Source organism: Pantoea sp. BJFS-204, from assembly GCF_049310725.1.
In the GTDB taxonomy this organism is placed as follows: Bacteria; Pseudomonadota; Gammaproteobacteria; order Enterobacterales; family Enterobacteriaceae; genus Pantoea; species Pantoea agglomerans.
Window position 1 is genome coordinate 60,297 of record NZ_JBMOWE010000008.1, and the last position, 25,132, is coordinate 85,428.

The 25,132-nt window shown below is 56.4% G+C and carries 26 protein-coding genes; 17 read left to right on the forward strand and 9 right to left on the reverse strand.

Annotated elements, in window-relative coordinates:
• Positions 1 to 135 precede the first annotated feature (135 nt).
• From dksA to panD, 7 genes are all read left to right on the forward strand, one after another.
• Entirely contained in the window at positions 136 to 591 is a 456-nt protein-coding gene (gene dksA / locus ACO6VX_RS18975; protein WP_010254035.1) for an RNA polymerase-binding protein DksA, read from the forward strand.
• Positions 592 to 664: 73 nt separating this feature from the next.
• Positions 665 to 1,543 carry a tRNA glutamyl-Q(34) synthetase GluQRS gene (gene gluQRS / locus ACO6VX_RS18980; protein ID WP_010254032.1) on the forward strand — a complete coding sequence of 293 codons (879 nt, stop codon included), beginning with the start codon at positions 665 to 667 and terminating at the stop codon, positions 1,541 to 1,543.
• Between the two features lie 86 nt (positions 1,544 to 1,629).
• Entirely contained in the window at positions 1,630 to 3,048 is a 1,419-nt protein-coding gene (gene pcnB / locus ACO6VX_RS18985; RefSeq protein WP_203583884.1) for a polynucleotide adenylyltransferase PcnB, read from the forward strand.
• Positions 3,045 to 3,530, forward strand: a complete 486-nt coding sequence (gene folK, locus ACO6VX_RS18990) for a 2-amino-4-hydroxy-6-hydroxymethyldihydropteridine diphosphokinase (protein ID WP_022625440.1) — start codon at positions 3,045 to 3,047, stop codon at positions 3,528 to 3,530. Before pcnB ends, folK begins: the two co-directional genes overlap by 4 nt.
• An 83-nt stretch (positions 3,531 to 3,613) precedes the next feature.
• On the forward strand, positions 3,614 to 4,408 hold the full coding sequence (gene panB, locus ACO6VX_RS18995) for a 3-methyl-2-oxobutanoate hydroxymethyltransferase (protein WP_010254026.1): 795 nt from the start codon (positions 3,614 to 3,616) through the stop codon (positions 4,406 to 4,408).
• Positions 4,409 to 4,423: 15 nt separating this feature from the next.
• Positions 4,424 to 5,278, forward strand: coding sequence for a pantoate--beta-alanine ligase (panC, locus tag ACO6VX_RS19000; RefSeq protein ID WP_422458266.1), 855 nt, complete (start codon positions 4,424 to 4,426; stop codon positions 5,276 to 5,278).
• A gap of 47 nt (positions 5,279 to 5,325) precedes the next feature.
• Positions 5,326 to 5,706: an aspartate 1-decarboxylase gene (panD, locus tag ACO6VX_RS19005; RefSeq protein ID WP_010254022.1), complete on the forward strand. Its 381-nt coding sequence runs from the start codon at positions 5,326 to 5,328 to the stop codon at positions 5,704 to 5,706.
• A 65-nt stretch (positions 5,707 to 5,771) separates the two neighbouring features.
• Here the strand turns inward: panD and ACO6VX_RS19010 are convergent, their stop codons facing one another.
• The 3 genes from ACO6VX_RS19010 to ACO6VX_RS19020 all read right to left on the reverse strand — a co-directional run bounded on the left by ACO6VX_RS19010 (position 5,772) and on the right by ACO6VX_RS19020 (position 8,906).
• A complete protein-coding gene (locus tag ACO6VX_RS19010; RefSeq protein WP_010671846.1) occupies positions 5,772 to 6,785 on the reverse strand; it encodes an acyltransferase family protein in 1,014 nt (337 codons plus the stop codon).
• A gap of 424 nt (positions 6,786 to 7,209) precedes the next feature.
• A complete protein-coding gene (locus ACO6VX_RS19015; protein ID WP_010254018.1) occupies positions 7,210 to 7,980 on the reverse strand; it encodes an ABC transporter permease in 771 nt (256 codons plus the stop codon).
• On the reverse strand, positions 7,977 to 8,906 hold the full coding sequence (locus ACO6VX_RS19020; protein WP_010254017.1) for an ABC transporter ATP-binding protein: 930 nt from the start codon (positions 8,904 to 8,906) through the stop codon (positions 7,977 to 7,979). The genes ACO6VX_RS19015 and ACO6VX_RS19020 overlap by 4 nt, the downstream gene beginning before the upstream one ends.
• Before the next feature lie 108 nt (positions 8,907 to 9,014).
• Between ACO6VX_RS19020 and can the strand changes: the two genes are divergently transcribed.
• The gene (gene can / locus ACO6VX_RS19025) at positions 9,015 to 9,671 is read left to right on the forward strand and encodes a carbonate dehydratase (RefSeq protein ID WP_029519477.1); all 657 of its coding nucleotides are present in this window, start codon (positions 9,015 to 9,017) and stop codon (positions 9,669 to 9,671) included.
• An 80-nt stretch (positions 9,672 to 9,751) separates the two neighbouring features.
• Here the strand turns inward: can and hpt are convergent, their stop codons facing one another.
• Positions 9,752 to 10,288, reverse strand: a complete 537-nt coding sequence (gene hpt / locus ACO6VX_RS19030) for a hypoxanthine phosphoribosyltransferase (RefSeq protein ID WP_010254010.1) — start codon at positions 10,286 to 10,288, stop codon at positions 9,752 to 9,754.
• A 235-nt stretch (positions 10,289 to 10,523) separates the two neighbouring features.
• Between hpt and ACO6VX_RS19035 the strand changes: the two genes are divergently transcribed.
• Entirely contained in the window at positions 10,524 to 11,807 is a 1,284-nt protein-coding gene (locus tag ACO6VX_RS19035; protein WP_033756602.1) for a cystathionine gamma-synthase family protein, read from the forward strand.
• Here ACO6VX_RS19035 and cueO read toward each other — a convergent pair whose 3' ends face one another.
• A complete protein-coding gene (gene cueO / locus ACO6VX_RS19040; RefSeq protein ID WP_422458267.1) occupies positions 11,808 to 13,394 on the reverse strand; it encodes a multicopper oxidase CueO in 1,587 nt (528 codons plus the stop codon).
• 182 nt (positions 13,395 to 13,576) lie between these two features.
• Here cueO and ACO6VX_RS19045 point away from each other — a divergent pair, with 182 nt between their 5' ends.
• From ACO6VX_RS19045 to speD, 3 genes are all read left to right on the forward strand, one after another.
• A complete protein-coding gene (locus tag ACO6VX_RS19045; RefSeq protein ID WP_003854673.1) occupies positions 13,577 to 13,924 on the forward strand; it encodes a YacC family pilotin-like protein in 348 nt (115 codons plus the stop codon).
• A 102-nt stretch (positions 13,925 to 14,026) separates the two neighbouring features.
• Positions 14,027 to 14,890, forward strand: coding sequence for a polyamine aminopropyltransferase (gene speE, locus ACO6VX_RS19050; protein ID WP_010253980.1), 864 nt, complete (start codon positions 14,027 to 14,029; stop codon positions 14,888 to 14,890).
• 28 nt (positions 14,891 to 14,918) lie between these two features.
• Positions 14,919 to 15,728, forward strand: a complete 810-nt coding sequence (gene speD, locus ACO6VX_RS19055; protein ID WP_010253978.1) for an adenosylmethionine decarboxylase — start codon at positions 14,919 to 14,921, stop codon at positions 15,726 to 15,728.
• 246 nt (positions 15,729 to 15,974) lie between these two features.
• Here the strand turns inward: speD and ACO6VX_RS19060 are convergent, their stop codons facing one another.
• Genes ACO6VX_RS19060 through dtnK form a run of 3 tightly spaced genes read right to left on the reverse strand, consistent with a single transcriptional unit; the run spans position 15,975 to position 18,978 of the window.
• Positions 15,975 to 16,739: a DeoR/GlpR family DNA-binding transcription regulator gene (locus ACO6VX_RS19060; protein WP_422458268.1), complete on the reverse strand. Its 765-nt coding sequence runs from the start codon at positions 16,737 to 16,739 to the stop codon at positions 15,975 to 15,977.
• A gap of 6 nt (positions 16,740 to 16,745) precedes the next feature.
• Positions 16,746 to 17,726 carry a D-threonate 4-phosphate dehydrogenase gene (locus ACO6VX_RS19065; RefSeq protein WP_022625433.1) on the reverse strand — a complete coding sequence of 327 codons (981 nt, stop codon included), beginning with the start codon at positions 17,724 to 17,726 and terminating at the stop codon, positions 16,746 to 16,748.
• Positions 17,719 to 18,978 (reverse strand): D-threonate kinase, encoded by a 1,260-nt coding sequence (dtnK, locus tag ACO6VX_RS19070; RefSeq protein ID WP_422458269.1) that lies wholly within the window; start codon positions 18,976 to 18,978, stop codon positions 17,719 to 17,721. Before dtnK ends, ACO6VX_RS19065 begins: the two co-directional genes overlap by 8 nt.
• A 187-nt stretch (positions 18,979 to 19,165) precedes the next feature.
• Here dtnK and ACO6VX_RS19075 point away from each other — a divergent pair, with 187 nt between their 5' ends.
• The 5 genes from ACO6VX_RS19075 (at position 19,166) to ACO6VX_RS19095 (ending at position 24,583) form a co-directional block, all read left to right on the forward strand.
• Positions 19,166 to 20,314, forward strand: a complete 1,149-nt coding sequence (locus ACO6VX_RS19075) for an iron-containing alcohol dehydrogenase (protein WP_264353277.1) — start codon at positions 19,166 to 19,168, stop codon at positions 20,312 to 20,314.
• An 11-nt stretch (positions 20,315 to 20,325) separates the two neighbouring features.
• Positions 20,326 to 21,210 carry a dihydrodipicolinate synthase family protein gene (locus tag ACO6VX_RS19080; protein WP_061703640.1) on the forward strand — a complete coding sequence of 295 codons (885 nt, stop codon included), beginning with the start codon at positions 20,326 to 20,328 and terminating at the stop codon, positions 21,208 to 21,210.
• A gap of 79 nt (positions 21,211 to 21,289) precedes the next feature.
• Positions 21,290 to 22,705, forward strand: coding sequence for a sodium:solute symporter family protein (locus ACO6VX_RS19085; protein ID WP_031292876.1), 1,416 nt, complete (start codon positions 21,290 to 21,292; stop codon positions 22,703 to 22,705).
• Position 22,706: 1 nt separating this feature from the next.
• Entirely contained in the window at positions 22,707 to 23,903 is a 1,197-nt protein-coding gene (locus ACO6VX_RS19090; protein WP_422458270.1) for a sialidase family protein, read from the forward strand.
• Positions 23,904 to 23,911: 8 nt separating this feature from the next.
• Complete coding sequence (locus tag ACO6VX_RS19095; RefSeq protein ID WP_157353553.1) at positions 23,912 to 24,583, forward strand: SDR family NAD(P)-dependent oxidoreductase; 672 nt, start codon at positions 23,912 to 23,914, stop codon at positions 24,581 to 24,583.
• A gap of 61 nt (positions 24,584 to 24,644) precedes the next feature.
• Here ACO6VX_RS19095 and yacL read toward each other — a convergent pair whose 3' ends face one another.
• Positions 24,645 to 25,022, reverse strand: coding sequence for a protein YacL (yacL, locus tag ACO6VX_RS19100; RefSeq protein WP_010253973.1), 378 nt, complete (start codon positions 25,020 to 25,022; stop codon positions 24,645 to 24,647).
• Positions 25,023 to 25,132 lie beyond the last annotated feature (110 nt).

Genomic DNA, 25,132 nt, shown 5'->3' on the forward strand with positions numbered 1-25,132 from the left:
TGTTATTTATAGCGGCCTGTTTTTTTCCCCAATGGGGGATCGATGTACCCCGCAGACGTTAAATGCAGGCTGGCAGCAAGGCCCCTGCGAGACGAAATTCGATGGGTATAGTGCGTGTTATCCAGGAGAAGCAACATGCAAGAAGGTCAAAACCGTAAAACATCGTCCCTGAGTATTCTCTCTATTGCTGGCGTCGAACCTTATCAGGTGAAGCCTGGCGAAGAGTATATGAATGATGCGCAGCTGACCCATTTTCGCAAGATTCTGGAAGCCTGGCGTAATCAATTACGGGACGAAGTCGATCGTACCGTTTCTCATATGCAGGATGAAGCCGCTAACTTCCCGGACCCGGTTGACCGTGCCGCGCAGGAAGAGGAGTTCAGCCTGGAGCTGCGTAACCGCGATCGCGAACGTAAACTGATCAAAAAGATCGAGAAGACGCTGAAGAAAGTTGAAGATGACGACTTCGGCTATTGCGATTCCTGTGGCGTTGAGATTGGTATCCGCCGTCTCGAAGCCCGTCCTACTGCCGATCTCTGCATCGACTGTAAGACGTTAGCAGAAATTCGTGAGAAACAAATGGCCGGCTGATGCCGCGTCCAGCCTGTTACCACGCAGTGGAACAACTGCTGTTTTGTCCGCTGCGTGGTCACTTCTGAAACCTATGTCATCCTCCTGTATCGGTCGCTTCGCCCCTTCTCCCTCTGGTGAACTCCACTTCGGATCGCTGATTGCTGCCCTGGGCAGTTACCTGAGCGCGCGTGCGCAAAACGGCGTCTGGCGGGTGAGAATTGAAGATATCGATCCGCCACGGGAAGTACCGGGTGCCGCCAGCCGTATCCTGCATCAGCTGGAGCACTACGGTTTAGAGTGGGATGGCGAGGTTCTGTGGCAGTCACAACGTCATGAGGCCTACCGTGACGCGCTGGCCTGGCTGCAGCAGCATCGTCAGAGCTATTACTGCACCTGCCCCCGGCGTCGCATTCAGCAGATTGGCGGTTTCTATGATGGTTACTGCCGTGAACGGCAACGCGGACCGGAGAATGCCGCGCTGCGTTTACGCCAGCATGCGCCGGTCTTTGCGTTTGACGATCGTCTGCGTGGCCGTGTGGAGGCGGACAGGCGTCTGGCACAGGAAGATTTTATTATTCACCGCCGTGATGGCCTGTTTGCCTATAACCTGGCGGTCGTTGTCGATGATCATTTTCAGGGCATTACCGAAGTGGTTCGCGGCGCAGATTTGATTGAGCCGACGGTGCGACAGATTGCGCTCTGCCAGCAATTTGGCTGGCCGGTGCCTGACTGGCTGCATCTGCCGCTGGCGCTTAACCACGATGGTCATAAGTTGTCGAAGCAGAATCATGCACCTGCGCTGCCGGATGGCGATGCCAGACCCCTGTTGGTGGCGGCGTTACGCTTCCTCGGACAGCCGGTTTCAGGCGGCTGGCAGGACTTAACGCAGGACAAACTGCTGTCTGATGCGGTGTCGCAGTGGAATATCGCTTTGATGCCGCAAGAGAACGCCCTGAAACCGGATGCATAGACAACAGCATTCTCAAACGGTTCTCAACAGGCTATGATTAGCCGCTGATTTTACCTACACCCTAATTGCCACTGTCGAGGTGTCCCATTTTTACCCGAGTAGCTAATTTTTGCCGGAAAGTCCTGAAGCGTGATGAAGAGGAAGCCCCAGCAGAGGTTGAACCAGAGCGTCTGATGACCATCATTCCTCGTGAAAGCCATACCATCTCACGTAAAGACATCAGCGAAAATGCCCTCAAAGTGCTCTATCGCCTGAACAAAGCCGGTTATGAAGCCTATCTGGTAGGCGGTGGCGTGCGCGATTTGCTACTGGGGCAAAAACCCAAAGATTTCGACGTGACCACCAATGCCACGCCTGAGCAGATGCGTAAGTTGTTCCGCAACTGTCGCCTGGTTGGCCGTCGTTTCCGTCTGGCGCACGTGATGTTTGGCCCGGAAGTGATCGAAGTCGCCACCTTCCGTGGACATCATCAGGCGGAAGAGCCGGAAGAGGATCGCAACAGCTCGCAGCGCGCCCAGAGCGGCATGCTGCTGCGCGACAATATCTTCGGCTCTATCGAAGATGATGCCCAGCGACGCGATCTCACCATCAACAGCCTCTACTACAGCGTGGCTGATTTCAGCGTGCGTGACTATGTCGGCGGCATAAGCGATCTCGAACAGGGCATCATTCGCCTGATTGGCGATCCGGAAACTCGCTACCGCGAAGATCCGGTCCGCATGCTGCGCGTCGCGCGCTTTGCCGCCAAACTCAATATGAGCATTGCGCCGGAAACCGCCGAGCCGATTCCACGTCTGGCCTCGCTGTTGCGTGATATTCCGCCTGCTCGCCTGTTTGAAGAGTCGCTGAAGATGTTGCAGGCTGGCTACGGCTACAGCACATATCTCAAGCTGTGTGAATATCAGCTGTTCCAGCCACTGTTCCCGACGCTGGCGCGTAACTTCACGGAAAACAGCGACAGCCACATGGAGCGGATGCTGGCTCAGGTGCTGAAAAACACCGATAACCGCATTCACAACGACATGCGCGTTAATCCGGCGTTCCTGTTTGCCGCAATGTTCTGGTATCCGCAGCTTGAAACGGCAGAACGCATTGCGCAGGAGAGTGGCCTGACCTACTTCGAAGCTTTTGCGATGGCGATGAACGATACGCTGGACGAAGCCTGCCGTGCGCTGGCGATTCCGAAACGTATTACGTCGCTAATCCGCGATATCTGGCTGCTGCAGTTACGCATGTCCCGCCGACACGGTAAACGCGCCTGGAAACTGATGGAGCATCCGAAATTCCGTGCTGCTTATGATCTGCTGGCGCTGCGGGCGGAAGTGGAAAATAACCCGGAACTGCTGCGCCTGAGCCAGTGGTGGGGTGAATTCCAGGTGGCTGCGCCGCCGCATCAGAAAAACATGCTCAATAACCTGGGTGACGATCCGGTGCCGCGTAATAAATCGCGTCGTCCGCGCCGCCGTCCTTCCGCACCGCGTCGTGACAACCAGAACGTCTCATGACACGGGTTTACCTCGCGTTAGGCAGTAACCTGGCCGATCCGCTGCATCAGGTTGATGCAGCGCTGACCGCACTGGATGCGTTGCCGCAGACGCAACGCATCGCTACCTCGCCGTTCTACCGCACGCCGCCTTATGGCCCGCCCGATCAGCCCGATTTTCTCAATGCCGCCGTGGCGCTGGAGACCGATCTCAGTGCCGAAGCGCTGCTTGACCATACCCAGCGGATCGAGCGGGAGCATGGCCGGGTGCGCAAGGCAGAACGCTGGGGTCCGCGCACGCTGGATATCGATCTGATGCTGTTTGGCGAGGCGCACATCAACACGGAGCGGCTGATCGTGCCGCACTATGATCTGCTGAATCGCGCGTTTATGCTGGTGCCCCTGCTGGCGATTGCGCCAGACGCCCGCCTGCCCGACGGTCGCGCACTCAGCACAATCCTGGCTACCCTCGACAGCAGCAGCATCGTGCTGTGGCACGGCTGAGCAGACAAACGCACATCTCTGATTCCGCTCTTTCACGCTATCCAGTAAACTGCGCCCATCAGAATTCCTGAGTTGAGAGCGCCATGAAACCCACCACGATTTCACATCTGCGTCAGGCGAAAGCCAGCGGTAAAAAATTCGCGACCCTGACCGCCTACGATTTCAGTTTTGCCCGCTTGTTTGCCGATGAAGGCATTCAGGTGCTGCTGGTTGGTGATTCTTTAGGGATGACGGTGCAGGGGCATGATTCCACCCTGCCGGTCACGGTCAGCGACATCGCCTATCACACCGCCGCCGTGCGCCGTGGCGCACCACAGGCACTGCTGCTCGCCGACCTGCCGTTTATGAGTTATGCCACGCCACAGCAGACCTTTGACAACGCCGCGCAGCTGATGCGTGCCGGTGCTAACATGGTGAAGCTGGAAGGCGGCAGCTGGCTGGCTGAGACCGTGCAGATGCTGACCGAGCGCGCCGTTCCGGTATGTGGTCATCTGGGCCTGACACCGCAGTCGGTCAATATCTTTGGCGGCTATAAAGTGCAGGGCCGGGATGAAGCCGGTGCGGAGCAGCTGCTGGCCGATGCGCTGGCGCTGGAAGCCGCAGGTGCACAGCTGATGGTGCTGGAGTGTGTGCCGGTGTCGGTAGCGCAGCGGATTACCGACGCGCTCACCATCCCGGTGATCGGCATCGGTGCCGGCAATGTCACCGATGGTCAGATTCTGGTGATGCATGACGCGCTGGGCGTGACCGGCGGCCACATTCCCAAATTTGCCAAAAATTTCCTGGCGGAGACCGGCGATGTTCGCGCGGCGATTCGCCACTATATCGCCGAAGTCGAGGCCGGAACCTATCCGGCGGCAGAGCACAGTTTCCAGTAATCCAGGAGAGTCACCGTGTTGATCATTGAAACGCTGCTGATGCTGCGCCAGGAAGTCCGTCGCTGGCGCCAGCAGGGTAAACGTATTGCGCTGGTCCCGACCATGGGCAACCTGCATGAAGGCCATCTGACACTGGTGGATGAAGCACGGGCGCGCGGCGACATCGTGATTGTCTCGATCTTTGTCAATCCGATGCAGTTTGATCGCGCCGATGATTTAGCGCGCTACCCGCGTACGCTGCAGGAAGATTGTGAAAAGCTGAATCGCCACCAGGTTGACGTGGTCTTCGCCCCCTCACCTGCTGAAGTCTATCCGCAGGGCGCGCAGAATCAGACCTTTGTTGAGGTGCCGGTGCTCTCTTCCCTGCTGGAAGGAGCCACACGTCCAGGCCATTTTCGCGGTGTGGCCACTATCGTCAGCAAACTGTTTAATCTGGTACAGCCCGATATTGCCTGTTTCGGTGAAAAGGATTTTCAGCAGCTGGCTATCATTCGTAAGATGGTGGCCGATATGGGCTTCGACATTGAGATTGTTGGTGTGCCTACGGTGCGCGCTAAAGATGGCCTGGCGCTGAGTTCGCGCAACGGCTACCTGACGGCAGATGAGCGTAAGCTGGCTCCGGTCCTGAGCCAGGTGATGCATCAGATGGCGACGCAGCTGGAGAATGGCGAGCGTCATATTGACGAGATCATTGAGGCAGCCAGTGAGGCACTGCTGGCGCAGGGATTACACCCTGATGGCCTGGCGATCTGTGATGCGGAAACGCTGCAACCGCTGACGGTGGACAGCCAGCGCGCGGTGGTGCTGATGGCCGCCTGGCTGGGCAAGGCCCGCCTGATTGATAATCAAACCGTTGACCTGACGCAGTAATTAATCCCGCTGCAGGTTATTTTATTTCTCTGACAAGGTTTCTGGCTATGATTCGCACAGTTCTGCAAGGCAAATTGCACCGCGTGAAGGTGACGCAGGCGGACCTCAATTATGAAGGTTCCTGCGCTATCGATCAGGATTTCCTGGATGCTTCCGGCATTCTGCAATATGAAGCGATCGATATTTATAACGTCACCAACGGTCAGCGCTTTTCCACCTACGCTATCGCGGCTGAGCGTGGCTCGAAAATCATCTCGGTCAACGGTGCGGCCGCCCGCTGTGCCTGCGAAGGCGATATTTTAATTATCTGCTCCTATGTGCAGGTAGACGATGCCGAAGCGCGTCAGTGGCAGCCTAAGGTCGCCTATTTTGAAGGTGACAACCAGATGAAGCGTCTGGCGAAAGCGCTGCCGGTGCAGATTGCCTGATTACAACCTGATTAAAAAAGGGCCGCCGGTAAAACGGGCGGCCCTTTTTATTTCTGCTGCAGTAATTAAACCGGTTTGGTTGTCATCGGCTTCGATGACTTTTTCATCGTAAAGAGGAAATTAAACCAGCCGCGTTTTCTCATCAGACATAATGTCCACGGTAACGCCAGCGCCACCAGGAATGCCGAAATAAACTTCAGGTCATTTACCCAGGCTGACGGGCTTTCAAACTTCACAATCTTACTGAAGAACTGAATCGCCAGATAATGCGACAGGTAGAAGACGATAGAATTGACGCCTATGTAGTAGACCAGTTCAGACTTCAGTTTCAGCGCAATCCAGACAAAGAACGGAACCGATAATAGTGCCAGCGGTGACAATAACGCCTGGGAATGACGTTCCAGTACAAAGATATTCAGGCAGGAGAGCAGCACAAAACTAATTACCGAGATAAACAGCGTCGGGCCATGCTGCACTTTCTCTGCGATATCCACCTGCTTCCTCACGACGTAATCGCCGAGATAGAAGAATACAAACAGATAAAGCGATTTATTGATGTGGGTATTGTCGAAGCTGGCAAACACCCCATCCGCCTCAATCGCTGGCAGCGCCCAGCTCAGCGTCATACAGATGGCAAACACCAGCAGGAACGGCAAGTGACGGGCAAAGATAATCACAATAAAGAAGATAAACAGCGAATGCAGGAACCAGGTCATATCACCGCCACCGGTCAGGTGGGAGAGAATAATATTCATCGGTGATTGCGGCGTATTAGCCATCGAGCTGAACAGGATTTTCAACCCGCCGTAGACTGCAACCCAGACCACAAATGGATAGAGAATACTGCGCACCTTGTTATTAAAAAAAGGACCCAGGCCTTTTCTTAACCCGGCATCGACAAATAAACCTGAAACAAAGAACATCAGCCCCAGCCTTACCGGTGCCAGCATCTCATTTAACAGGCCGCTGAAGGCGGTAAAATGTCCGGCGTTATTATGTACGGCAATAGTGCTGTGCAAAAAAATGATTGCGAGAATACTCAATCCCCGCAGATTATCGATCCACGTTATACGATTCATCTTTTCCTGCCTTTGATTAAAAACTGGCCCTGATTCGGTTGCCATTTTTCTTATTAAGAAGACTCTTAGCCTACTCATTCGTCCCTGAGCAGAGGAATAACCTTATTCCGGCGCTATTCTGATAATTCATAATCAAATAAACAACAGCCAGACTTTAAGGCTATTCTTAAAAAATATTTAATAGTTAAGAATCATTCAGATAGCGAAAGATGTCAGAGTATTATCAGATAATACTTAGGGTTATTTTTTGTGAGCAAGGGTGTAAGCGAGGCGTCGGGCGGCTTCAGAGACAAAATATAACGAATGAGGCGGGTTTTAATGTGATTTTTAAGGCCAGGCAGAACCGTAGTCAGCGTGATTTGCTCTCCACCCAAAAAAAAGCCACGCCCTTATCGCAGCGTGGCCCTTACCATTCAGCTTAACGTCAGGTGCGTAATCCGCGCCCGCGCTGTATCAGCGCATAGACCAGCCAGTAGAACACCAGAATAAAGGCCACCAGCACCGAGAGGGTAAACACCAGCGGCACATCATTAATGCCGAGGAAGCCATAACGGAATCCGCTAATCATATAAACGATTGGATTGAGTTTAGAGACAGCCTGCCAGATCGGCGGCAGCAAACTCAGTGAATAGAATACGCCGCCCAGATAAGTCAGTGGCGTCAGCACAAAGGTCGGGATCAGGCTGATATCGTCAAAGGTGCGCGCAAAGACAGCGTTCAGCAGACCTGCCAGTGAAAACAGAATCGCGGTCAGCAGCAGCGTGACCGCCACCATCGTCCAGGAATGCACGTGGAACGGCACAAAGAACAGCGAGATGGCCGTCACCAGAATACCCACGCAGACACCACGCGCCACGCCGCCGCCAACATAGCCGGCAATAATGATGTGGGTCGGCACCGGCGCGACCAGCAGCTCTTCAATGTTGCGCTGGAACTTGGCGCTGAAGAACGACGACGCCACGTTGGCATAGGCGTTAGTGATGACCGCCATCATGATCAATCCCGGCACGATGAACTGCATATAGCTGAAGCCGTGCATTTCACCGATGCGCGACCCGATCAGGTTGCCAAAAATGATGAAATAGAGCGTCATGGTGATAACCGGTGGCACCAGCGTCTGGATCCAGATGCGGGCGAAACGGTTAACCTCTTTGGCCCAGATGCTCTTCAGCGCCACCCAGTAGAGATGTGTCATGCTTTTGCTCCTGTTTTTCCCTGCGTCGTCAGACCCACAAACAGCTCTTCAAGACGGTTGGCTTTATTGCGCATACTCAGCACCTGCACACCCTGCGCGCTAAGCTGGCTGAAGACGCTGTTGAGCCCCTGCTCACGCAGCACTTCCACTTCGAGCGTTGAGGTATCGGTCAGCCGGTACTGGAACCCTTCCAGCGTGGGCAGCGGACTGCGGGGTGCCAGATCCAGGATAAAGGTTTCTGATTTGAGCTTGGAGAGCAGCCCTTTCATTGAGGTGTTCTCCACCAGCTCACCGCTCTGGATGATGCCGATGTTGCGGCACAGCATCTCCGCCTCTTCCAGATAGTGGGTAGTGAGAATAATGGTCGTGCCTTTGGCATTGAGATCTTTCAGGAACACCCACATTGAGCGTCGCAGTTCGATATCCACGCCAGCGGTGGGTTCATCCAGAATCAGCAGCTTAGGCTCATGCATCAGCGCACGGGCGATCATCAGGCGACGCTTCATCCCGCCGGAAAGCATGCGTGCACGTTCAGCGCGTTTTCCCCACAGATCGAGCTGCTTCAGATACTTTTCTGCCCGCTCATTGGCTTCACGACGCTCAACGCCGTAGTAACCCGCCTGATTAACAACGATTTGCATCACCGTCTCAAACGGGTTGAAGTTAAACTCCTGCGGCACCAGGCCGAGCTGGCGCTTGGCATTCACCACATCTTTTTCGAGATCGTAGCCAAACACCCGCACGCTGCCCTCGGATTTGTTAACCAGCGAACTGATAATTCCGATGGTGGTCGATTTACCGGCACCGTTTGGCCCCAGCAGCGCATAAAAGTCACCCGCTTCAACGTTAAGATCGATGCCCTTCAGCGCCTGCACGCCGCCGGGATAGGTCTTGGTCAGCCGGGAAAGTTCCAGTGCATAAGTCATTCTGCATCCATACCCTGTTTTGATGGCATTGCAATGCCGTTTAAATTTATCAGGCCCTGTCATATAGTACGCGCGCGCACTCTGCGCAGTAACCGGTCGCTCAACACCATGACAGACATCAACACCCTGATCAGAAACAACCGCGAATGGTCAAAATTACTGGTTGAAGAAGATCCCAGCTTTTTTGAGCGGCTCGCCCAGGCACAAAAACCGCGCTTCCTGTGGATTGGCTGTTCTGACAGCCGGGTTCCTGCCGAACGTCTGACCGGGCTCGAACCCGGCGAACTCTTTGTTCACCGCAACGTGGCCAATCTGGTGATCCACACCGACCTGAACTGTCTGTCCGTGGTGCAGTACGCTATCGAAGTGCTGGAAGTGGAACACGTTATCGTCTGCGGCCATTACGGCTGCGGCGGCGTGCAGGCGGCGATGGATAACCCGGAACTGGGATTAATCGACAACTGGCTGCTGCACATCCGCGACCTCTGGTACAAGCATAGCGTGTTGCTGGGGGAACTCCCGCCGGATAAGCGCCTGGACAAACTGTGCGAAATCAACGTTATTGAACAAGTCTATAACCTGGGGCACTCCACCGTACTGCAATCTGCCTGGAAACGCGGAAAGGATGTCTCCCTGCACGGCTGGGTATACGGCATTCAGGACGGCTGTCTGCGTAACCTTGATGTGACGGCAAACAGCCGGGAGATCCTCGAACAGCGCTACCGCCACGGCATTGCTAATCTGCGGAAGAACGGCGAGGCCTGAGCCGATCGCAGCGTAAAGCGCGGCATAGCCTACACCAGGCAACCGGTGCAGGCCTTGGAAGAATGTGCGGTAGAGCGGTATCAGGATTCCAGCGGCACCACTTTGCCAATATAAGGCAGATGGCGATAGTGCTGAGCATAGTCGATACCAAAGCCCACCACGAACTCGTCCGGAATCGCAAAGCCGACATATTCGACGTTCACTTCGACTTCACGGCGCTCTGGCTTATCCAGCAGGGTACAGATCGCCAGAGATTTTGGCTGACGCAGTTGCAGAATCTCACGCACTTTGCTCAGGGTGTTGCCGGAGTCGATGATATCTTCGACGATTAGCACATCCTTGCCACGAATGTCTTCATCCAGATCTTTCAGGATTTTCACATCACGCGTGCTGGACATCCCGCTGCCGTAACTGGAAGCCGTCATAAAGTCGACTTCATGCGGCACATCGATGGCGCGACAGAGATCAGCCATGAACATAAAGGAGCCGCGCAGCAGCCCCACCAGCACCATATCGCTGCCGCTGTCGCGGTAGTGGTCGTTAATCTCTTTGCCCAGTTCAGCGATGCGCGTGGCGATTGCCTGTTCAGGGATCATCACTTCAACAGTGTGTTTCATTGCGTTCAGCCCGGTTACGTCAGAAAAGCCCCGGAGTCTATCACAGACGCAGCAGCGACGGCTGCGCGGCCCCATAAGCAAACGATTACGTCGCGAAAATTATTACCCGCCGCCTGCGGCTCGCTGAAATGCGCATTACCTTAGAACATTCTGGCATTTACCAGCATGATTCGCTGCATGGTAGCCTTTATCCAACAGATCGTTACCCTACTCGCGCCGCTGGCCGGAGATCACAATGACTTCATCTTCAAGCAAAAAAACGCATATCGGCGACAGGCCGCTGCACCCGGAAACCCAGATGCTGAACTATGGCTATGATCCCCGCCTCTCTGAAGGTGCGGTGAAGCCGCCGGTGTTTCTGACCTCGACCTTTGTCTTTGACAGCGCCGAAGAGGGACGGGATTTCTTTGATTACGTCTCTGGCCGACGTGAGCCGCCGGAAGGCAAATCGGGTGGGCTGGTCTATTCCCGCTTTAACCACCCTAACAGCGAAATTGTAGAAGATCGGCTGGCGGTCTATGAGCAGGCGGAGAGCTGTTCGCTCTTCTCTTCCGGTATGGCCGCCATCTCCACTGCCCTGCTGACGTTTGCCCGTCCGGGCGAGGTGATCCTGCATTCCCAGCCGCTGTATGGCGGCACCGAAACCCTGCTTAGCAAGACGCTGCACAATCTGGACATCAAAGCAGTGGGTTTCAGCGACGGCAATGATGAAGCCAAAGTGCGTGAAGCCGCTCAGCAGGCGATGGCCCAGGGCCGGGTAGCGGTGATCCTGATTGAAACGCCAGCGAATCCCACCAACAGCCTGGTCAATATCCGTCTGATGGCGCGTATCGCTGATGAGATTGATCAGCAGCAGGGTTCACGACCGATTATCGCCTGTGACAACACGCTGCTCGGCCCGCTGTTCCAGCAGCCGCTGACGCTGGGCGCTGATCTGTCGCTCTACTCGCTGACCAAGTATGTTGGCGGTCACTCTGACCTGATTGCAGGCGCGGCGATGGGCAGTAAAGCGCTGATGGCGAAAGTGCGCGCCCTTCGCAGCGCTATCGGCACGCAACTGGATCCACACTCAAGCTGGATGCTCAGCCGCTCGCTGGAAACGCTGTCGCTACGTATGGAGAAAGCCTGGCAGAATGCGGAAGCGGTCGCGGCGTTTCTGCGCGATCACCCGAAAGTGGCGAAGCTGCACTGGCTACCCTATCTGGATGCGGAGAGCGCCGAAGGGAAAACTTATCGCGAGCAGTGCAGCGGTGCCGGTTCGACCTTCTCATTTGATATCGTCGGCGATCAGCCCGCTGCGTTCCGTTTTCTTAATGCGCTGTCGCTGTTTAAGCAGGCGGTAAGCCTGGGCGGTACCGAGTCGCTGGCCAGCCATCCTGGCAGCACCACCCACTCCGGCGTGCCGCAGGCGGTGCGTCAGCGTATTGGGATCACTGACGCCACGGTGCGGCTGTCGATTGGCATCGAAAACGCCGGCGACCTGATTGAAGATGTGAAGCTGGCGCTGGATCAGGCGTAATCAGCTGACGGTAAAGCCCAGCATCATGCCGGTGTCTTCATGCTCCAGCAGATGGCAATGGGCCATGTAAGCGTGTTCTGCGGCGGCGACATAGTTGAAGCGTACCAGCACTTCGCTGCGCCAGCCGTCGACATTCACCATATCCTTCCAGCCCTGCCGGTGCGGGGCTGGCGGTTTGCTGTTTTCTGAAAGAATACGAAACTGGGTGCCGTGAATGTGGAACGGGTGCAGCATCGCGTCGCCTTCACCTGAAATCGTCCACTTCTCGTAATCACCCAGCTTCACCGCAAACGACGGCTTCGTCATATCAAAGGCCTGGCCATTAATCTTATTGCCGTTGCGGAAATCGTAACCGGCGGACGGCGTATTGCCGTGCATGCTGTGATCCATGTTTTCCATTGGTGGCATCGGCTCGGCAGCCGTTTTTTCCGGCATCGTGTGATGACCGCCCTTGCCCATCGCTTTCTCGCCGTAGCGCTGCATCAGCGCCTGCATGCCCTGCTGGTCCAGCTGCGGGTCCATCATCAGCTGCAGCCAGCGTGTCGTCAGGCCGTCTGTTGAGGGTAGCGCTGGCAGCGTCGCCAGCTGATCCGGCAGCGTGGCGCTGGCCATCACCCGCAGCGGCAGGATCTGCACCAGCGGCAGCGGCTGGTCAAACGGCGGCAGCGTCATGCCCATCTGCTCTGTCGGCAGCGTCACCAGATCGAAGCTCTTACCGTCAGAAGTATCGATCATCACCTCAAAACGCTCGCCCGGCAGGATCGGCAGCGAGTCGAGCTTTACCGGCTCGGCCAGCAGGCCACCATCGCTGGCGATCACGTAGAGAGGACGTTTATCACTGGCGGCAACATGCAGCGAACGGGCATTGCAGCCGTTGAGCAGGCGCAGACGCAGCCAGCCACGCGGCACCGCATGCTGCGGATAGTGCACGCCGTTGGTCAGCATCATGTTGCCAAACCAGCCCACCGCGGCGCGCATCACGTCGAGCTGATAATCAATGCGGCTGCCATCTTTGGTCAGTTGCTTATCCTGAAAAATCAGCGGCACATCATCCACACCCCACTGCGAGGGCAAACGCAGCGTTCCGCTCTCTTTATCTTCCAGCAGGATCAGTCCCGCCAGCCCCTGAGCCACCTGATGCCCGGTCTTGCCATGCAGATGCGGGTGATACCAGCAGGTTGCAGCGGGCTGATCGGGCGTAAAAGAGACCTGACGCGAGCCGCCAGGCGCAATCACTGCCTGCGGGCCGCCATCCACTGCGCCGGGGATTTCCAGCCCGTGCCAGTGCAGAGTGGTCGCTTCGCTGAGCCGGTTATGGATGTTCACCGTCACCGGTTTACCACTCTGCATCTTCAGCACCGGCCCCAGCAGGCTGCCGTTATAGCCCCAGGTCGGCACCGCGTTGCCGTTCCACTGGGTGGTACCCTGCATCGCGGTGAGGCTGTAGCTGCCCCTGGCATCGGGTTCCAGCAGAGACGGAATCGGCAGCAGCGGACGGGTGGCTGCCATCAGCGAACGGCTCCAGAGCGGTAATGCTCCGGCTGCACTCAGTGCGGCAGTGAGTTTCAGGAAATGGCGACGTTGCATGGTGATCATCCTTGTGGCATCAGAGCGCACAGCCTAAACCCTGACCTTATGGGAAGGTCAAGTCTTACCCGTGCGAATCTGACGAAAAAAAGGCGGTGCAGCGGCCCACAGCGGCAAATTAATCGAAAACCTGAGAGCAACTGTGCTAACGTCATTAGCAATATCCATTGAAGAGAACGACTATGAAGCAAAGTATCAGGATCCTGCTGCTGACGGGACTCCTTGGCTTCTCCTCCACCAGTTTTGCCCTGAGCGAATCCGAAGCGGAAGATCTGGCCGATCTCACGGCGGTTTTCGTCTATCTGAAAAATGATTGTGGCTATCAGGATTTACCGGACGCGCAGATTCGCAAAGCGCTGGTCTTTTTTGCTCAGCAGAACCGCTGGGATTTAAGCAACTACAGCAACTACAACATGAAAGCGCTGGGTGAAGATAGCTATCGCGATCTCAGCGGCATCGCCATCACCAACGACAAAAAGTGCAAGTCACTGGCCCGCGATTCGCTGAGCCTGCTGGCCTACGTCAGGTAACGATTCTTCCCTCTGCAGCCGGACATTGACCGTGCAACCACGGTCAGTGTTAGCTATCATATGCCGCCCATCTTCATGGCGATGTCATCAGAGGAGAGCACCATGGCCCACAATGAAACGTGGTATGAAACCCTTCATGCCGGTTTTGGCCAGTATTTCACGGTCGATAAAGAGCTGTACCGTGAGAAGACTGCGCATCAGGATTTAATCATTTTCGAAAATGCCGCGATGGGCCGCGTAATGGCGCTGGACGGCGTCGTTCAGACCACCGAACGCGACGAATTTATCTACCATGAAATGATGACCCACGTTCCGCTGCTGGCGCACGGCGCGGCGAAGAGCGTTCTGATTATCGGTGGCGGTGACGGCGCAATGCTGCGTGAAGTGTCACGTCATCCCGGGATCGAAAAGATTACCATGGTGGAGATCGATGCGGGCGTGGTGACCTTTTGCCGCCAGTATCTGCCGAACCACAGCGCGGGTGCCTATGACGATCCGCGCTTTACGCTGGTGATTGATGACGGGGTGAACTTCGTTAATCAGACGCAGGAAAAGTTTGATGTCATTATCTCCGACTGCACCGATCCGATTGGTCCGGGCGAGAGTCTGTTTACCTCGGAATTTTATGCCGGGTGCAAAGCGGCCCTTAATGAAAATGGCATCTTTGTGGCGCAGAATGGCGTCTGCTTCCTGCAGCAGGATGAGGCCGTTAACAGCCATCGCAAGCTGGGACATTACTTTGCGGACGTCAGTTTCTATCAGGCGGCGATTCCGACCTACTACGGCGGCATTATGACCTTTGCCTGGGCGAGTGATAATCCGGCGCTGCGCCAGCTCGACACCGCGACTTTAAAGGCGCGTTTCGAGGCCGCTGGCCTGACCTGCCGTTATTACACGCCAGCAATCCATACCGGCAGCTTTGCCCTGCCGCAATATCTGTTGAATGCGTTATCCGCCGCGTGCTGATAGTGCATTTCTAAGGGGGTGAACGAAATTGCAAAAGCTAAAACTACATGGCTTCAACAACCTGACGAAAAGCCTGAGTTTTTGTATTTACGATATTTGCTATGCGAATACTGAAGCTGAACGCGATGGTTACATCGCCTACATTGACGAACAATATAACGCTAACCGTCTGACGGAAATCCTGACTGAGACCTGCTCCATTATCGGGGCTAACGTGCTCAACATTGCGCGCCAGGATTATGAACCGCAGGGAGCCAGCGTCACGATTCTGGTCAGCGAAGAGCCTATCGATCCGAAAGATATCGATAACTCTGAGCACCCCGGTCCGCTGCCCAACTCGGTGGTGGCTCATCTCGATAAAAGTCATATCTGCGTGCACACCTATCCGGAGAGCCATCCGGCAGGCGGTCTGTGCACCTTCCGTGCAGACATTGAAGTCTCAACCTGTGGCGTCATTTCGCCCCTGAAAGCGCTGAACTATCTGATCCACCAGCTGGAGTCCGATATTGTCACCGTCGATTACCGGGTGCGCGGTTTTACCCGTGACGTGAAAGGGATGAAGCATTTCATCGATCACGAGATCAATTCGATTCAGAACTTCATGTCTGAAGATATGAAAGCGATGTATGACATGGTGGATGTGAATGTCTATCAGGAAAACATCTTCCATACCAAGATGTTGCTGAAAGAGTTCGACCTTAAACACTACCTGTTTAACACCCGCCCGGAAGATCTCACTCCGCAGGAGCACAAGCGCATTACCGATCTGCTCTGGAAAGAGATGCGCGAGATCTACTACGGCAGAAATATCCCCTCAGTGGGCCTGAAGACCCTCTGATTATCAGGCGCGCAGCGTTATAACCCATAACCTGCGCGTCTGCCCTCCTTGTTCCCCCTGCTTTTTCATCACGGCAACCGCCTGACTGAGGTTTGAACGGGTTTCGGTAGACGCACCCGTGACTTCGCGCGAAGAGAATGATGCGTACGCGCGTTAACGGCGCGTTTTAACGGCGAGAGATAAAGATAAACGCGCTGTGCTGCTCTCGTCCTGCTGATCAGGTCAGAGCAACATGGCGCGTTCTGTTCAGGCGGAGGTCAGCGTCAGCGTAATCCCGCGCTCGCGCAGCGTGCGGCAGACAGCCTCATCTAACCGGCTATCGGTCACCACATCGGTCAGGTCATCCACCGGAGAAGCGCAGAATAGCGACCAGGAGCCATATTTACTGCTGTCCGCCAGCAAGACCCGGCGAGCCGCATTGGCCAGAAGATCGTGTTTCAGCCCCGCTTTCTCCTCAGTCGGCGTGGTAATGCCGCGCTCAAGGCTCCAGGAGTTACAGCTGACAAAGGCGATATCGGGATTGATGCTGCGCAGCAACCGCCGTCCATGTTCACCCACACAGGACTGACTGGAGTCGTCGATACGTCCGCCAATAATCGTCACTTCGATCTGCTTAAACTCAGACAAAAACAGTGCAATGTGCAGATCGGCAGTGATCACCCGCAGTGGCAGATGCGTGAGCTGTCGCGCCAGCTCCAGCATGGTGGTGCCCGCATCCAGCACGACCGCATCGCCCGCCCGGACAAAGCTGGCGGCACATTCTGCAATCGCCTGCTTCTCGGCCAGGTTACGCTGCATCTTCTCCAGCGTGGTCGGCTGGGCAGGAATAAAACGATTCAGGGTAACGCCGCCATGACTGCGGCTGATCACGCCCTCTTTATCCAGCTTAATCAAATCACGGCGAATCGTGGCGGGTGAGGCGGAAATCGCACTGACCAGTTGCTCAACAGTCACCAGATTATGGCTTTTCAGGTAATCCATAATCTGGTCAAGACGGCTCTGTCCCTTCATATATCCCTATGCGAGCTGCATCGCGAGTTTAATAGAGATCGCCATGCTGTCAGACTTCGCTTTACCTGTCCAGGCGATATCAAATGCAGTGCCATGGTCAGCAGAGGTACGGATAAACGGCAGGCCTGCGGTGATATTGACGCCATCATAAAAGCCCAGCAGTTTAAGCGGAATATGCCCCTGATCGTGGTACATCGCCACCACCATGTCATACCGTCCATCCTGGCACTGCAGGAACACCGTGTCCGGCGGACAAGGCCCGTAGACATCAATCCCCTGCGCTTTCATCGCCTCAATAGCGGGTGCCACGGTGGTGATCTCCTCATCGCCAAACAGGCCGTTCTCACCAGCGTGCGGATTAACGCCCGCCACGGCGATACGCGGGGCGCTGTAACCGACACGACGCAGGAAAGTGTCCGCCATACCAATCACGGTTTTGATGCGCGTCTGGTTCAGCGTATCGAGGAACTTACGCAGCGCAATGTGGGTCGTGACATGAATCACTTTCAGCTTATCGGTGTAGAGGACCATGGCGTAATCTTTGGTCCCGGTAAGATGCGCCAGCAGTTCAGTGTGACCAGGATAGAGATGGCCCGCCGCATGCAGCGCCTCTTTGTTCAGCGGCGCGGTGGCTATGGCATGCACGTCGCCTGCCAGTGCCAGCTCTGTAGCACGCTTCACGCAACGCCACGCCAGATCTCCCGCCTCTTTCTGCACCACGCCAGGTTTCAGCGCGTCGGGATCGGCCAGAGGCTCATCGATGACGTTGATGATGCCGGGCGCAAACCGCGCATCCTGCACCCGGTCCAGCACCCGCAGCTCGGCCTGTGGCGTAATGTTCATTGCCATAATGCGGCGCAGCGTACTGGCACAGCCAATCACCACCGCAGGGATGCCATTCAGCTCACCTTCAGAGAGTGACTTAATGATAATTTCCGGGCTGATGCCCGCTGGATCGCCCATGGTGATCGCAATAATTTTACTCACTCGACTTCTCCTCAATAAAACCAATGGCTGCTACCAGGGTATTTTCATCACCAAAGCCACCCGCTTTGGTCATCACCGGCAGAGTAAATTCACTGTTAAGCAGAACCCCGTGCGGCACACAGCCCGCCACCAGACCCTGAATTTTAAAGCCGCTGGCCCCCAGTGCCTGGGCAACGGCAATCGCCACGTCGCCTCCCGACAGATAGAGCGCATGCGGCAGCTGTGTCCGGCACAGGCTGTGAGTCATTTCGCCCAGCAACAGACTGATCGCTTCGCCCAGCTGCTGGCGGGTCACGCTGTGCTGCTGGCTGAGATGCTCAATGTCGTGACGCTGGGATTCATGCTGACAGGTGCGGATCACCGTATGGCGACCGGCACGCAGTGCGGCGGCAGCCTGTTCGATCCAGCGATCCCGATCAGGCCAGGCGGGCTGCTGAAACAGCTGACGGATATCGACATCTACGATCTCAACTGCCCGCTGGTTAAGCAGCGTGGCGATCTGCTGCTGCGCGCTGCTGCTCATCGATCCCACTACCGCCAGCACGGGCCGCGACGGGCGAACAGAGAGCGCTGCGCCCAGCGCATCGCTTAACCCGGCTGCTCCCACCAGCAGCGGCTTCTCTGTCAGCCGCGCCGCAGCGATTATCAGTCGCGCCAGATCGGCTTCATTTTCGGCATCCACCACCACCACGCCGTGCGCCGCCGCTAACACCGCATCAAGCCGATCGCTGCGCAGCGTCGGGAGATCGATCTCCGTGCCGTCGATCTGCATCTGATCGAGTACGCGGGGGCTGAGGATCGGGGTTTTCGGATCGCTGGCAAATTCGGTGTCTGTCAGTAAGCGCTGATTGACCCACACTTTACCTTCGCATGTGGTGCGGCCCAGTCGTGGCACGGCCGGTGCCACCAGCGCCAGCCTTTTGCCGCTGGCGTGCAGCGCAGCCGCGGTTTCAGCACCGACGTTGCCGCGCAGCGTGGAGTCGATCTTTTTAAACAGCCAGCCCTGCTGAAGCTGTGCGGCGAAGTGCTGCACCACCTGAGCCACGCGCTCTGCGGCCTGGCTGGCGCTGACTGCCCGACTGTCGGTGCTGATGACCAGCACATCCGCAGCGTCCTCTGGCAACGGTCCCTCAGTGCCAAACAGCACATGTACGCGGGCGCCAGCCTGTGCCAGTCCGCTACCCGCATCGTTGGCACCGGTAAAGTCATCGGCGATGACCAGCACCGGGGTTTTCCATAATGATGAGCCCATCCTCACTCCTGTCAGGCGATTGCCGCTGTATTTGATTATATTCAATCATGATTGATTATATGTGAGCAAGTTCAAATTAATCGAAATCGATATGCCTTATAAAATTAGCCACAGAGAGTGACTGACTTCGCATTGCGCTGAGCAAGATTAATCATCTGCTCAGACAGGACAGAAATAAGGGTATGAAATGAACATTAACAGCACGGTGATTAGCGGTTATCAGGCGTTAAACGACATGCGCTATCTGCTGAAGGGGATATCGACAGCAGTCGTGGTCACTGACCGGAACATTGAGGCGATTCCGGCAGTGCAGGCGCTGATGGGTCAACTTCGGGATCAGATTCCGGGTATCAGCGTGGTCAACAGCGTCCCGCCTGAACCAAGCCAGCATGATGTGGCAGCGATTATCGCGACGCTCTCCCGGCCCCATGTCGATATGGTGATTGGCATCGGCGGCGGCAGCGTGCTGGATGTGGCGAAGCTACTCTCAGTGCTGTGCATCGACGCCGCGCCTTCGCTGGACGCCCTGCTGGCAGGCGAAAAACCGCAGCGCCGTACCCGTTCAATACTGATCCCTACCACCGCAGGCACGGGTTCTGAGGCGACGCCCAATGCGATCCTGGCGATCCCGGAGAAAGAGACCAAAGTCGGCATTATTTCACCGGTGATGCTGCCCGATGTGGTGGCCCTGGTGCCGGAACTGACCACCAGCATGCCGCCACATATTGCCTCTTCAACCGGTATTGACGCCCTCTGCCATCTGATTGAGTGCTTTACTGCCAATGTCGCCAACCCGGTCAGCGACAACTATGCGCTGATTGGGATGAAGAAACTGTTCGCTAATCTCGAAACCACCCTGCGCGAGCCAGAAAATTTGCAGGCACGCCTGGAGATGCTCTGGGCCTCTTATTATGGCGGTGCATCGATTGCCCATGCCGGGACACATCTGGTGCATGCCCTCTCTTACCCGCTCGGCGGCAGATATCATCTGCCACACGGCGTTGCCAACGCCATCCTGCTGGCTCCCTGCATGCGCTTTGTCCGTCCGGCGGCGGTGAGCAAATTCGCTCAGGCCTATGATCTGCTGCCTGACGCCGACGTCCGTTTAAGCGATGAAGCGAAATCACACGCGCTGGTCGACTACTTCACCGCGCTGGTGGCGCGGCTGCAGCTGCCTGCCAGCCTGGAAGCACTGGGCATCAGCCCGGATCACCTGCCCTGGTTAGTGGAAGCCGCGCTCGACGTCCAGCGTCTGATGAACAACGTGCCGATGGCGGTCACCGCCGACGATGTGCGCGCCGTCTACCTGACGCTTTTCCCTTCCTGCCAGGCGTAATGAGGATTGTCATGAATAAGAAAATAAATGGCGTACTGACCGCCATCGTCACCACTTTTGACCGGGAAGGTGCCTTTGATCCGGAGAGGCAGCGCGAACAGGTCAGACGCCAGATCAACGCCGGTAACGGCATCTTCTGTGGCGGAACCAACGGCGAATTCTTTGTGCTGAACGAGCAGGAGAAGATCGCGGTTACCACCACCTGCGTCGATGAAGTTAACGGCCGGGCATCGGTGGTGGCGCATATCGGGGAGATTTCGACCCGTGAAACTATCCGGCTCGGCAAACAGATTGCCCGCCTTGGCGTAGATGCTGTTTCCGCGATCACGCCGTGGTTTGTTCCGCTTAAGCAGCAGGAGCTGATCGACCACTATCAGCGCGTGGCTGATGCGCTTACGGTGCCGCTGTTCCTCTACAACATCCCGGCGCGTACCGGCAATACCTTGCAGCCAGAGACCGTTCGTACGCTGGCCGCGCATCCGAACATCATCGGCATTAAAGATTCAGCAGGCAGCTATGAAAGTCTGAGCGGCTTTCTGCAGGCTACCGGCGACTGTCAGGACTTTGCTGTGCTGAACGGCCCGGATTCGCTGATCCACCAGGGTTTTGTGGATGGCTGCTCCGCCTCAATTTCCGGGCTGGCAAACGTGGCACCGGAGGCGATTAACGCCATCTGGGCGCGCTTCCATGCGGGCGATATTGCCGGTTCGCATCAGGCACAGGAGAACGTCACCGGCCTGCGCACCGCACTGTACAGCATCGGTTTCTCACCGGCCGCCGTGAAAAAAGCGGTCAGCCTGCAGGGCTTTGAGGTGGGTGAAAGCCGCTATGCGGTGCAGTTCAGCGCCGAAGAGCAGCAGCAGATCCGTCAAATCGTGAACCACTACCTGCAATAACGTCCATCACCTTTGCACCCTACCGGTCAGATGAGAACGAACCTGCTGGTCGCCATCTGCCAGAACAATCGAGGTCATGATGAAAGCATTTTCAACTGAGAGCACCTTACTGATCGTCGGCATGGTGGTCGCCTATATCCTGTTCACCACCTGGCTCACCTGGCGGCTGCGCAGTAAAACCAGCGGCGACTTTATGGAAGGCTCGCGCGCCATGCCTGCTTTTATCGTCGGCATTATGCTGATGTCTGAATATATCGGGGCAAAATCCACCATCGGCACCGCGCAGGCGGCCTTTGAAGATGGCTTCGCCGCCTCATGGTCGGTGATTGGTGCGGCAATTGGCTTCCCGCTGTTTGGCCTGATTCTGGTTAAGCGCATCTACAACACCGGAAAGATCACTATCTCCGGTGCTATCGCCGAGAAATATGGCAGTTCGACCAAGAATATTATCTCGCTGATCATGATCTATGCGCTGCTGCTGGTGAACGTCGGTAACTACATCAGCGGCGCGGCGGCAATCTCCACCGTACTCAAGATCGACCTGACCCAGGCTGCTTTTATCACTGCGGTGGTCAGCACCTTCTACTTTGCGTTTGGCGGCATGAAAGGCGTGGCCTGGGTCACGCTGCTGCACAGCGCCATCAAGTATATGGGGATCCTGATTATCCTCTATGTGGCGCTGAAAATGACCGGCGGCGTCGCCCCGATGATGGAGAAAATGCCGGCATTCTACTGGACATGGGATGGTCACGTCGGTGCCAGTACCATTGTGGCCTGGCTGATCGGGACCGTGGGTTCGATCTTCTGTACCCAGTTTGTGATTCAGGCGATCTCCTCCACCAAAGATGTGAAGTCAGCGAAGCGCGCCACCTGGGTCGCCTTCTTCTTCTGCCTGCCGATTGGTCTGGCGATGGCGCTGATTGGCGTGGCAGCGAAGTTTGCTCACCCGGATATCAAGAGCCTCTATGCGCTGCCGGTGTTTCTGCAGGATATGTCGCCGTGGCTGGCGGGCATTGTCACCACCTCGCTGGTGGCCTCGATTTTCGTCAGTGTCGGTACCGTGGCGCTGGCCATCGCCTCGCTGGTGGTGAAGGACTTTTACGTGCCTTATCGTAATCCTACGCCAGAGCGCGAATTTAAAATGACACGCTGGATCTCGATTGGCATCGGCTTCTTCCCGCTGCTGTTTGTTCTGTTCTTCCCGGAAGTGCTGAAGCTCTCGTTCTTTACCCGTGCGATTCGTCTGTCGATTACCGTTGTGGCGATCATGGCGTTCTACCTGCCGTGGTTTAAGAGCACACGCGGCGCCAATGCCGGTCTGATTGGCGCCTGCGTTGTCACTTCCGTCTGGTTCCTGATGGGTAACCCGTTTGGTATCGACAATATGTACGTGGCGCTGATCACCCCGGCAATTATTATGGTGATTGACCGCTGTATCCCGTCACGCCAGTCTCAGCCTCAATCGCAACACAATGCACAAAACAGTGGAGCCTAAAATGACTCAGGAAACCGTCACCGCAGAACGCACCGGCCTGCTTGCGCCTCACCCGCAGGATAGCGCGCAGCAGGTTGCGATGCTGCCCTCCTCCTGCCCGCAAAACCACGCGGCTAACCTGCTGCCGCTGCCCGATGGCGATCTGCTTTGCGTCTGGTTTGGCGGCACGCAGGAAGGGATTGCCGATATCTCTGTCTGGTGTTCACGGCTGCGAAAAGGCAGCGATCGCTGGAGTGAAGCCCAAAAACTCTCTGACGATCCGGGCCGTTCAGAACAGAATCCGGTGCTGTTTCTCGATCCCGACCAGGTGCTGTGGCTGCTGTGGACGGCGCAGAAATCGGGCAATCAGGACACCGCAATTGTGCGCTATCGCCAGTCTCACGATCTGGGCCAGAGCTGGGGGGAGATCAAAACGCTGCTGGATAAGCCCGGCACCTTTATTCGCCAGCCGATTGTGGTGCTGCCCAACGGTAACTGGTTGCTGCCGGTGTTTTACTGCCTGACGCAGCCTGGCGAAAAGTGGGTCGGCAGCTATGACGTGAGCGCGGTAAAAATCTCTGAAGATAAAGGCCAGAGCTGGCGTGACGTCAGCGTGCCTGACAGCACCGGCTGCGTTCATATGAACGTTACTCTGCTGGATGATGGCTCGCTGCTGGCGCTCTACCGCAGCCGCTGGGCTGACCACATTTACCAGAGCCGCTCACTTGATCAGGGCGAAAGCTGGAGCGCGCCACAGCCGTTATCGCTGCCCAACAATAACTCCTCAATTCAGGTCACAACACTGCGCAATGGTCATCTGGCGCTGGTGTTCAATGCCATGAGCGCCGAAGGTGCCAGCGAACGCCGGTTGTCGCTGTATGACGAAATTGAAGATGATGAAGAGGTAAGTGATGTTGCCGTCGCCGCTGAGCCGGTGGTGCACAGTGGTCGCACCGCTTTCTGGGGTGCGCCTCGTGCGCCGATGACGCTGGCTATCTCCACGGATGGCGGTAAAAGCTGGCCGCTGCAGCGCAATCTGGACGAGGGCGATGGCTACTGCATGACCAATAACTCCCAGCAGAAATTAAACCGTGAGTTCTCCTATCCCAGCATTAAACAGGGCCTGGATGGCGAACTGCATATCGCCTACACCTGGTATCGCCAGGCGATTAAATATGTGCGGGTCGCGGAGTCATGGGTGAAGGGAGGTGATGCGTGATTGAACGGATGGCGCTGGTGACCGGGGCCAGCTCCGGCATCGGTCAGGCGATTGCTGACCGTTTACTCGATGAGGGCTGGCAGGTTATCGGCCTGAGTCGCTCGGCGATAAGCCGGGCAGAAGCGGGCTGGCAGAGCCATCAAATCGATATCAGCGACAGCGCGGCATTGCAGGCTTTACTGGACGCGCTACCGGTACCGCAGGCGGTGATCCATGCAGCCGGTATGATGCAGGCCGCGCCGCTTGGGGAGCTGGATCTGAGCGCCAGTACACGCTTATGGCAACTGCACGTTGCCGCTGCTGAGCAGCTGGCGAATCATTTTGCACCGCGGATGCGTGTGGGCGGCAGAATTGTGCTGCTGGGCAGCCGGACATCAGGCGGTGCGGCGGGCCGCAGTCAGTATGTCGCCACCAAATCGGCGATGATCGGTATGGTGCGCAGCTGGGCGGCCGAACTCGCTCCGCGCGGCATTACCGCCAATATTGTGGCGCCAGGCGCCACCGAAACGCCGATGCTGCAACAACCGGGCCGTGCCAGTTCACCGCCCCGTCTGCCACCGATAGGCCGCTATATTCAGCCGCAGGAAGTGGCCGGGCTGGTCGATTTCCTGCTCTCCCCTGCGGCGGCGGCGATCACCGGCCAGCAGCTGGTAATGTGTGGCGGTGCATCGCTGAGTTAGTTAACAGGCCGGGCTGCTGAGTTCGCCCGGCCTTATAACCGTAAAGGATTGCCTTACTGTCTTACCGTACGGGTTTGCCGTACTGGTTCATAAACTGGCGATAAGCAGCGATCACCAGCTGAAAATCTTCAATGCCGCAGAACGAGAGGCTCTCTTCGTCATAGTAGTTCATCCCCTCTTCCATACCGTCATCTTCCAGAGCCAGCAGGTTGGCGCGGATCATCACCTCCTCTTCATCCAGCAGAATGGTGTACTCGCTGCCGATCCGCTGCCACTGACGTACGCTGCCTTTGACATCTTCAATGGCGGCTTCAACTTCATCCAGCAATCCCGGATCGTTTTTGACCTCTTCGTTGAACCAGTGGCCGACCGCTTCATGATCCATCGACATGCGAACCTTAATCTGTCCGGTCACATCGCGTAAAAATTCATATTCCATCGCCCGTTCCTCTCAACGTCGTCGTCTCACCTGGTAAGTGTCCGTGCTGCTCTCGCGGCAAAGTGTGACACGTCGCGCATTATTACAGGCTGTCTGCCGAAAGCCAGCTT

What these genes read in the sequence shown, in the direction of transcription:
- dksA (WP_010254035.1), top strand. Translation starts at nt 136, where the DNA reads ATGCAAGAAGGTCAAAACCGTAAAACATCGTCCCTGAGTATTCTCTCT.
- gluQRS (WP_010254032.1), top strand. Translation starts at nt 665, where the DNA reads ATGTCATCCTCCTGTATCGGTCGCTTCGCCCCTTCTCCCTCTGGTGAA.
- folK (WP_022625440.1), top strand. Translation starts at nt 3,045, where the DNA reads ATGACACGGGTTTACCTCGCGTTAGGCAGTAACCTGGCCGATCCGCTG.
- panB (WP_010254026.1), top strand. Translation starts at nt 3,614, where the DNA reads ATGAAACCCACCACGATTTCACATCTGCGTCAGGCGAAAGCCAGCGGT.
- panD (WP_010254022.1), top strand. Translation starts at nt 5,326, where the DNA reads ATGATTCGCACAGTTCTGCAAGGCAAATTGCACCGCGTGAAGGTGACG.
- ACO6VX_RS19010 (WP_010671846.1), bottom strand. Translation starts at nt 6,785, where the DNA reads ATGAATCGTATAACGTGGATCGATAATCTGCGGGGATTGAGTATTCTC.
- ACO6VX_RS19015 (WP_010254018.1), bottom strand. Translation starts at nt 7,980, where the DNA reads ATGACACATCTCTACTGGGTGGCGCTGAAGAGCATCTGGGCCAAAGAG.
- ACO6VX_RS19020 (WP_010254017.1), bottom strand. Translation starts at nt 8,906, where the DNA reads ATGACTTATGCACTGGAACTTTCCCGGCTGACCAAGACCTATCCCGGC.
- can (WP_029519477.1), top strand. Translation starts at nt 9,015, where the DNA reads ATGACAGACATCAACACCCTGATCAGAAACAACCGCGAATGGTCAAAA.
- hpt (WP_010254010.1), bottom strand. Translation starts at nt 10,288, where the DNA reads ATGAAACACACTGTTGAAGTGATGATCCCTGAACAGGCAATCGCCACG.
- ACO6VX_RS19035 (WP_033756602.1), top strand. Translation starts at nt 10,524, where the DNA reads ATGACTTCATCTTCAAGCAAAAAAACGCATATCGGCGACAGGCCGCTG.
- cueO (WP_422458267.1), bottom strand. Translation starts at nt 13,394, where the DNA reads ATGCAACGTCGCCATTTCCTGAAACTCACTGCCGCACTGAGTGCAGCC.
- ACO6VX_RS19045 (WP_003854673.1), top strand. Translation starts at nt 13,577, where the DNA reads ATGAAGCAAAGTATCAGGATCCTGCTGCTGACGGGACTCCTTGGCTTC.
- speE (WP_010253980.1), top strand. Translation starts at nt 14,027, where the DNA reads ATGGCCCACAATGAAACGTGGTATGAAACCCTTCATGCCGGTTTTGGC.
- ACO6VX_RS19060 (WP_422458268.1), bottom strand. Translation starts at nt 16,739, where the DNA reads ATGAAGGGACAGAGCCGTCTTGACCAGATTATGGATTACCTGAAAAGC.
- dtnK (WP_422458269.1), bottom strand. Translation starts at nt 18,978, where the DNA reads ATGGGCTCATCATTATGGAAAACCCCGGTGCTGGTCATCGCCGATGAC.
- ACO6VX_RS19075 (WP_264353277.1), top strand. Translation starts at nt 19,166, where the DNA reads ATGAACATTAACAGCACGGTGATTAGCGGTTATCAGGCGTTAAACGAC.
- ACO6VX_RS19080 (WP_061703640.1), top strand. Translation starts at nt 20,326, where the DNA reads ATGAATAAGAAAATAAATGGCGTACTGACCGCCATCGTCACCACTTTT.
- ACO6VX_RS19085 (WP_031292876.1), top strand. Translation starts at nt 21,290, where the DNA reads ATGAAAGCATTTTCAACTGAGAGCACCTTACTGATCGTCGGCATGGTG.
- ACO6VX_RS19090 (WP_422458270.1), top strand. Translation starts at nt 22,707, where the DNA reads ATGACTCAGGAAACCGTCACCGCAGAACGCACCGGCCTGCTTGCGCCT.
- ACO6VX_RS19095 (WP_157353553.1), top strand. Translation starts at nt 23,912, where the DNA reads ATGGCGCTGGTGACCGGGGCCAGCTCCGGCATCGGTCAGGCGATTGCT.
- yacL (WP_010253973.1), bottom strand. Translation starts at nt 25,022, where the DNA reads ATGGAATATGAATTTTTACGCGATGTGACCGGACAGATTAAGGTTCGC.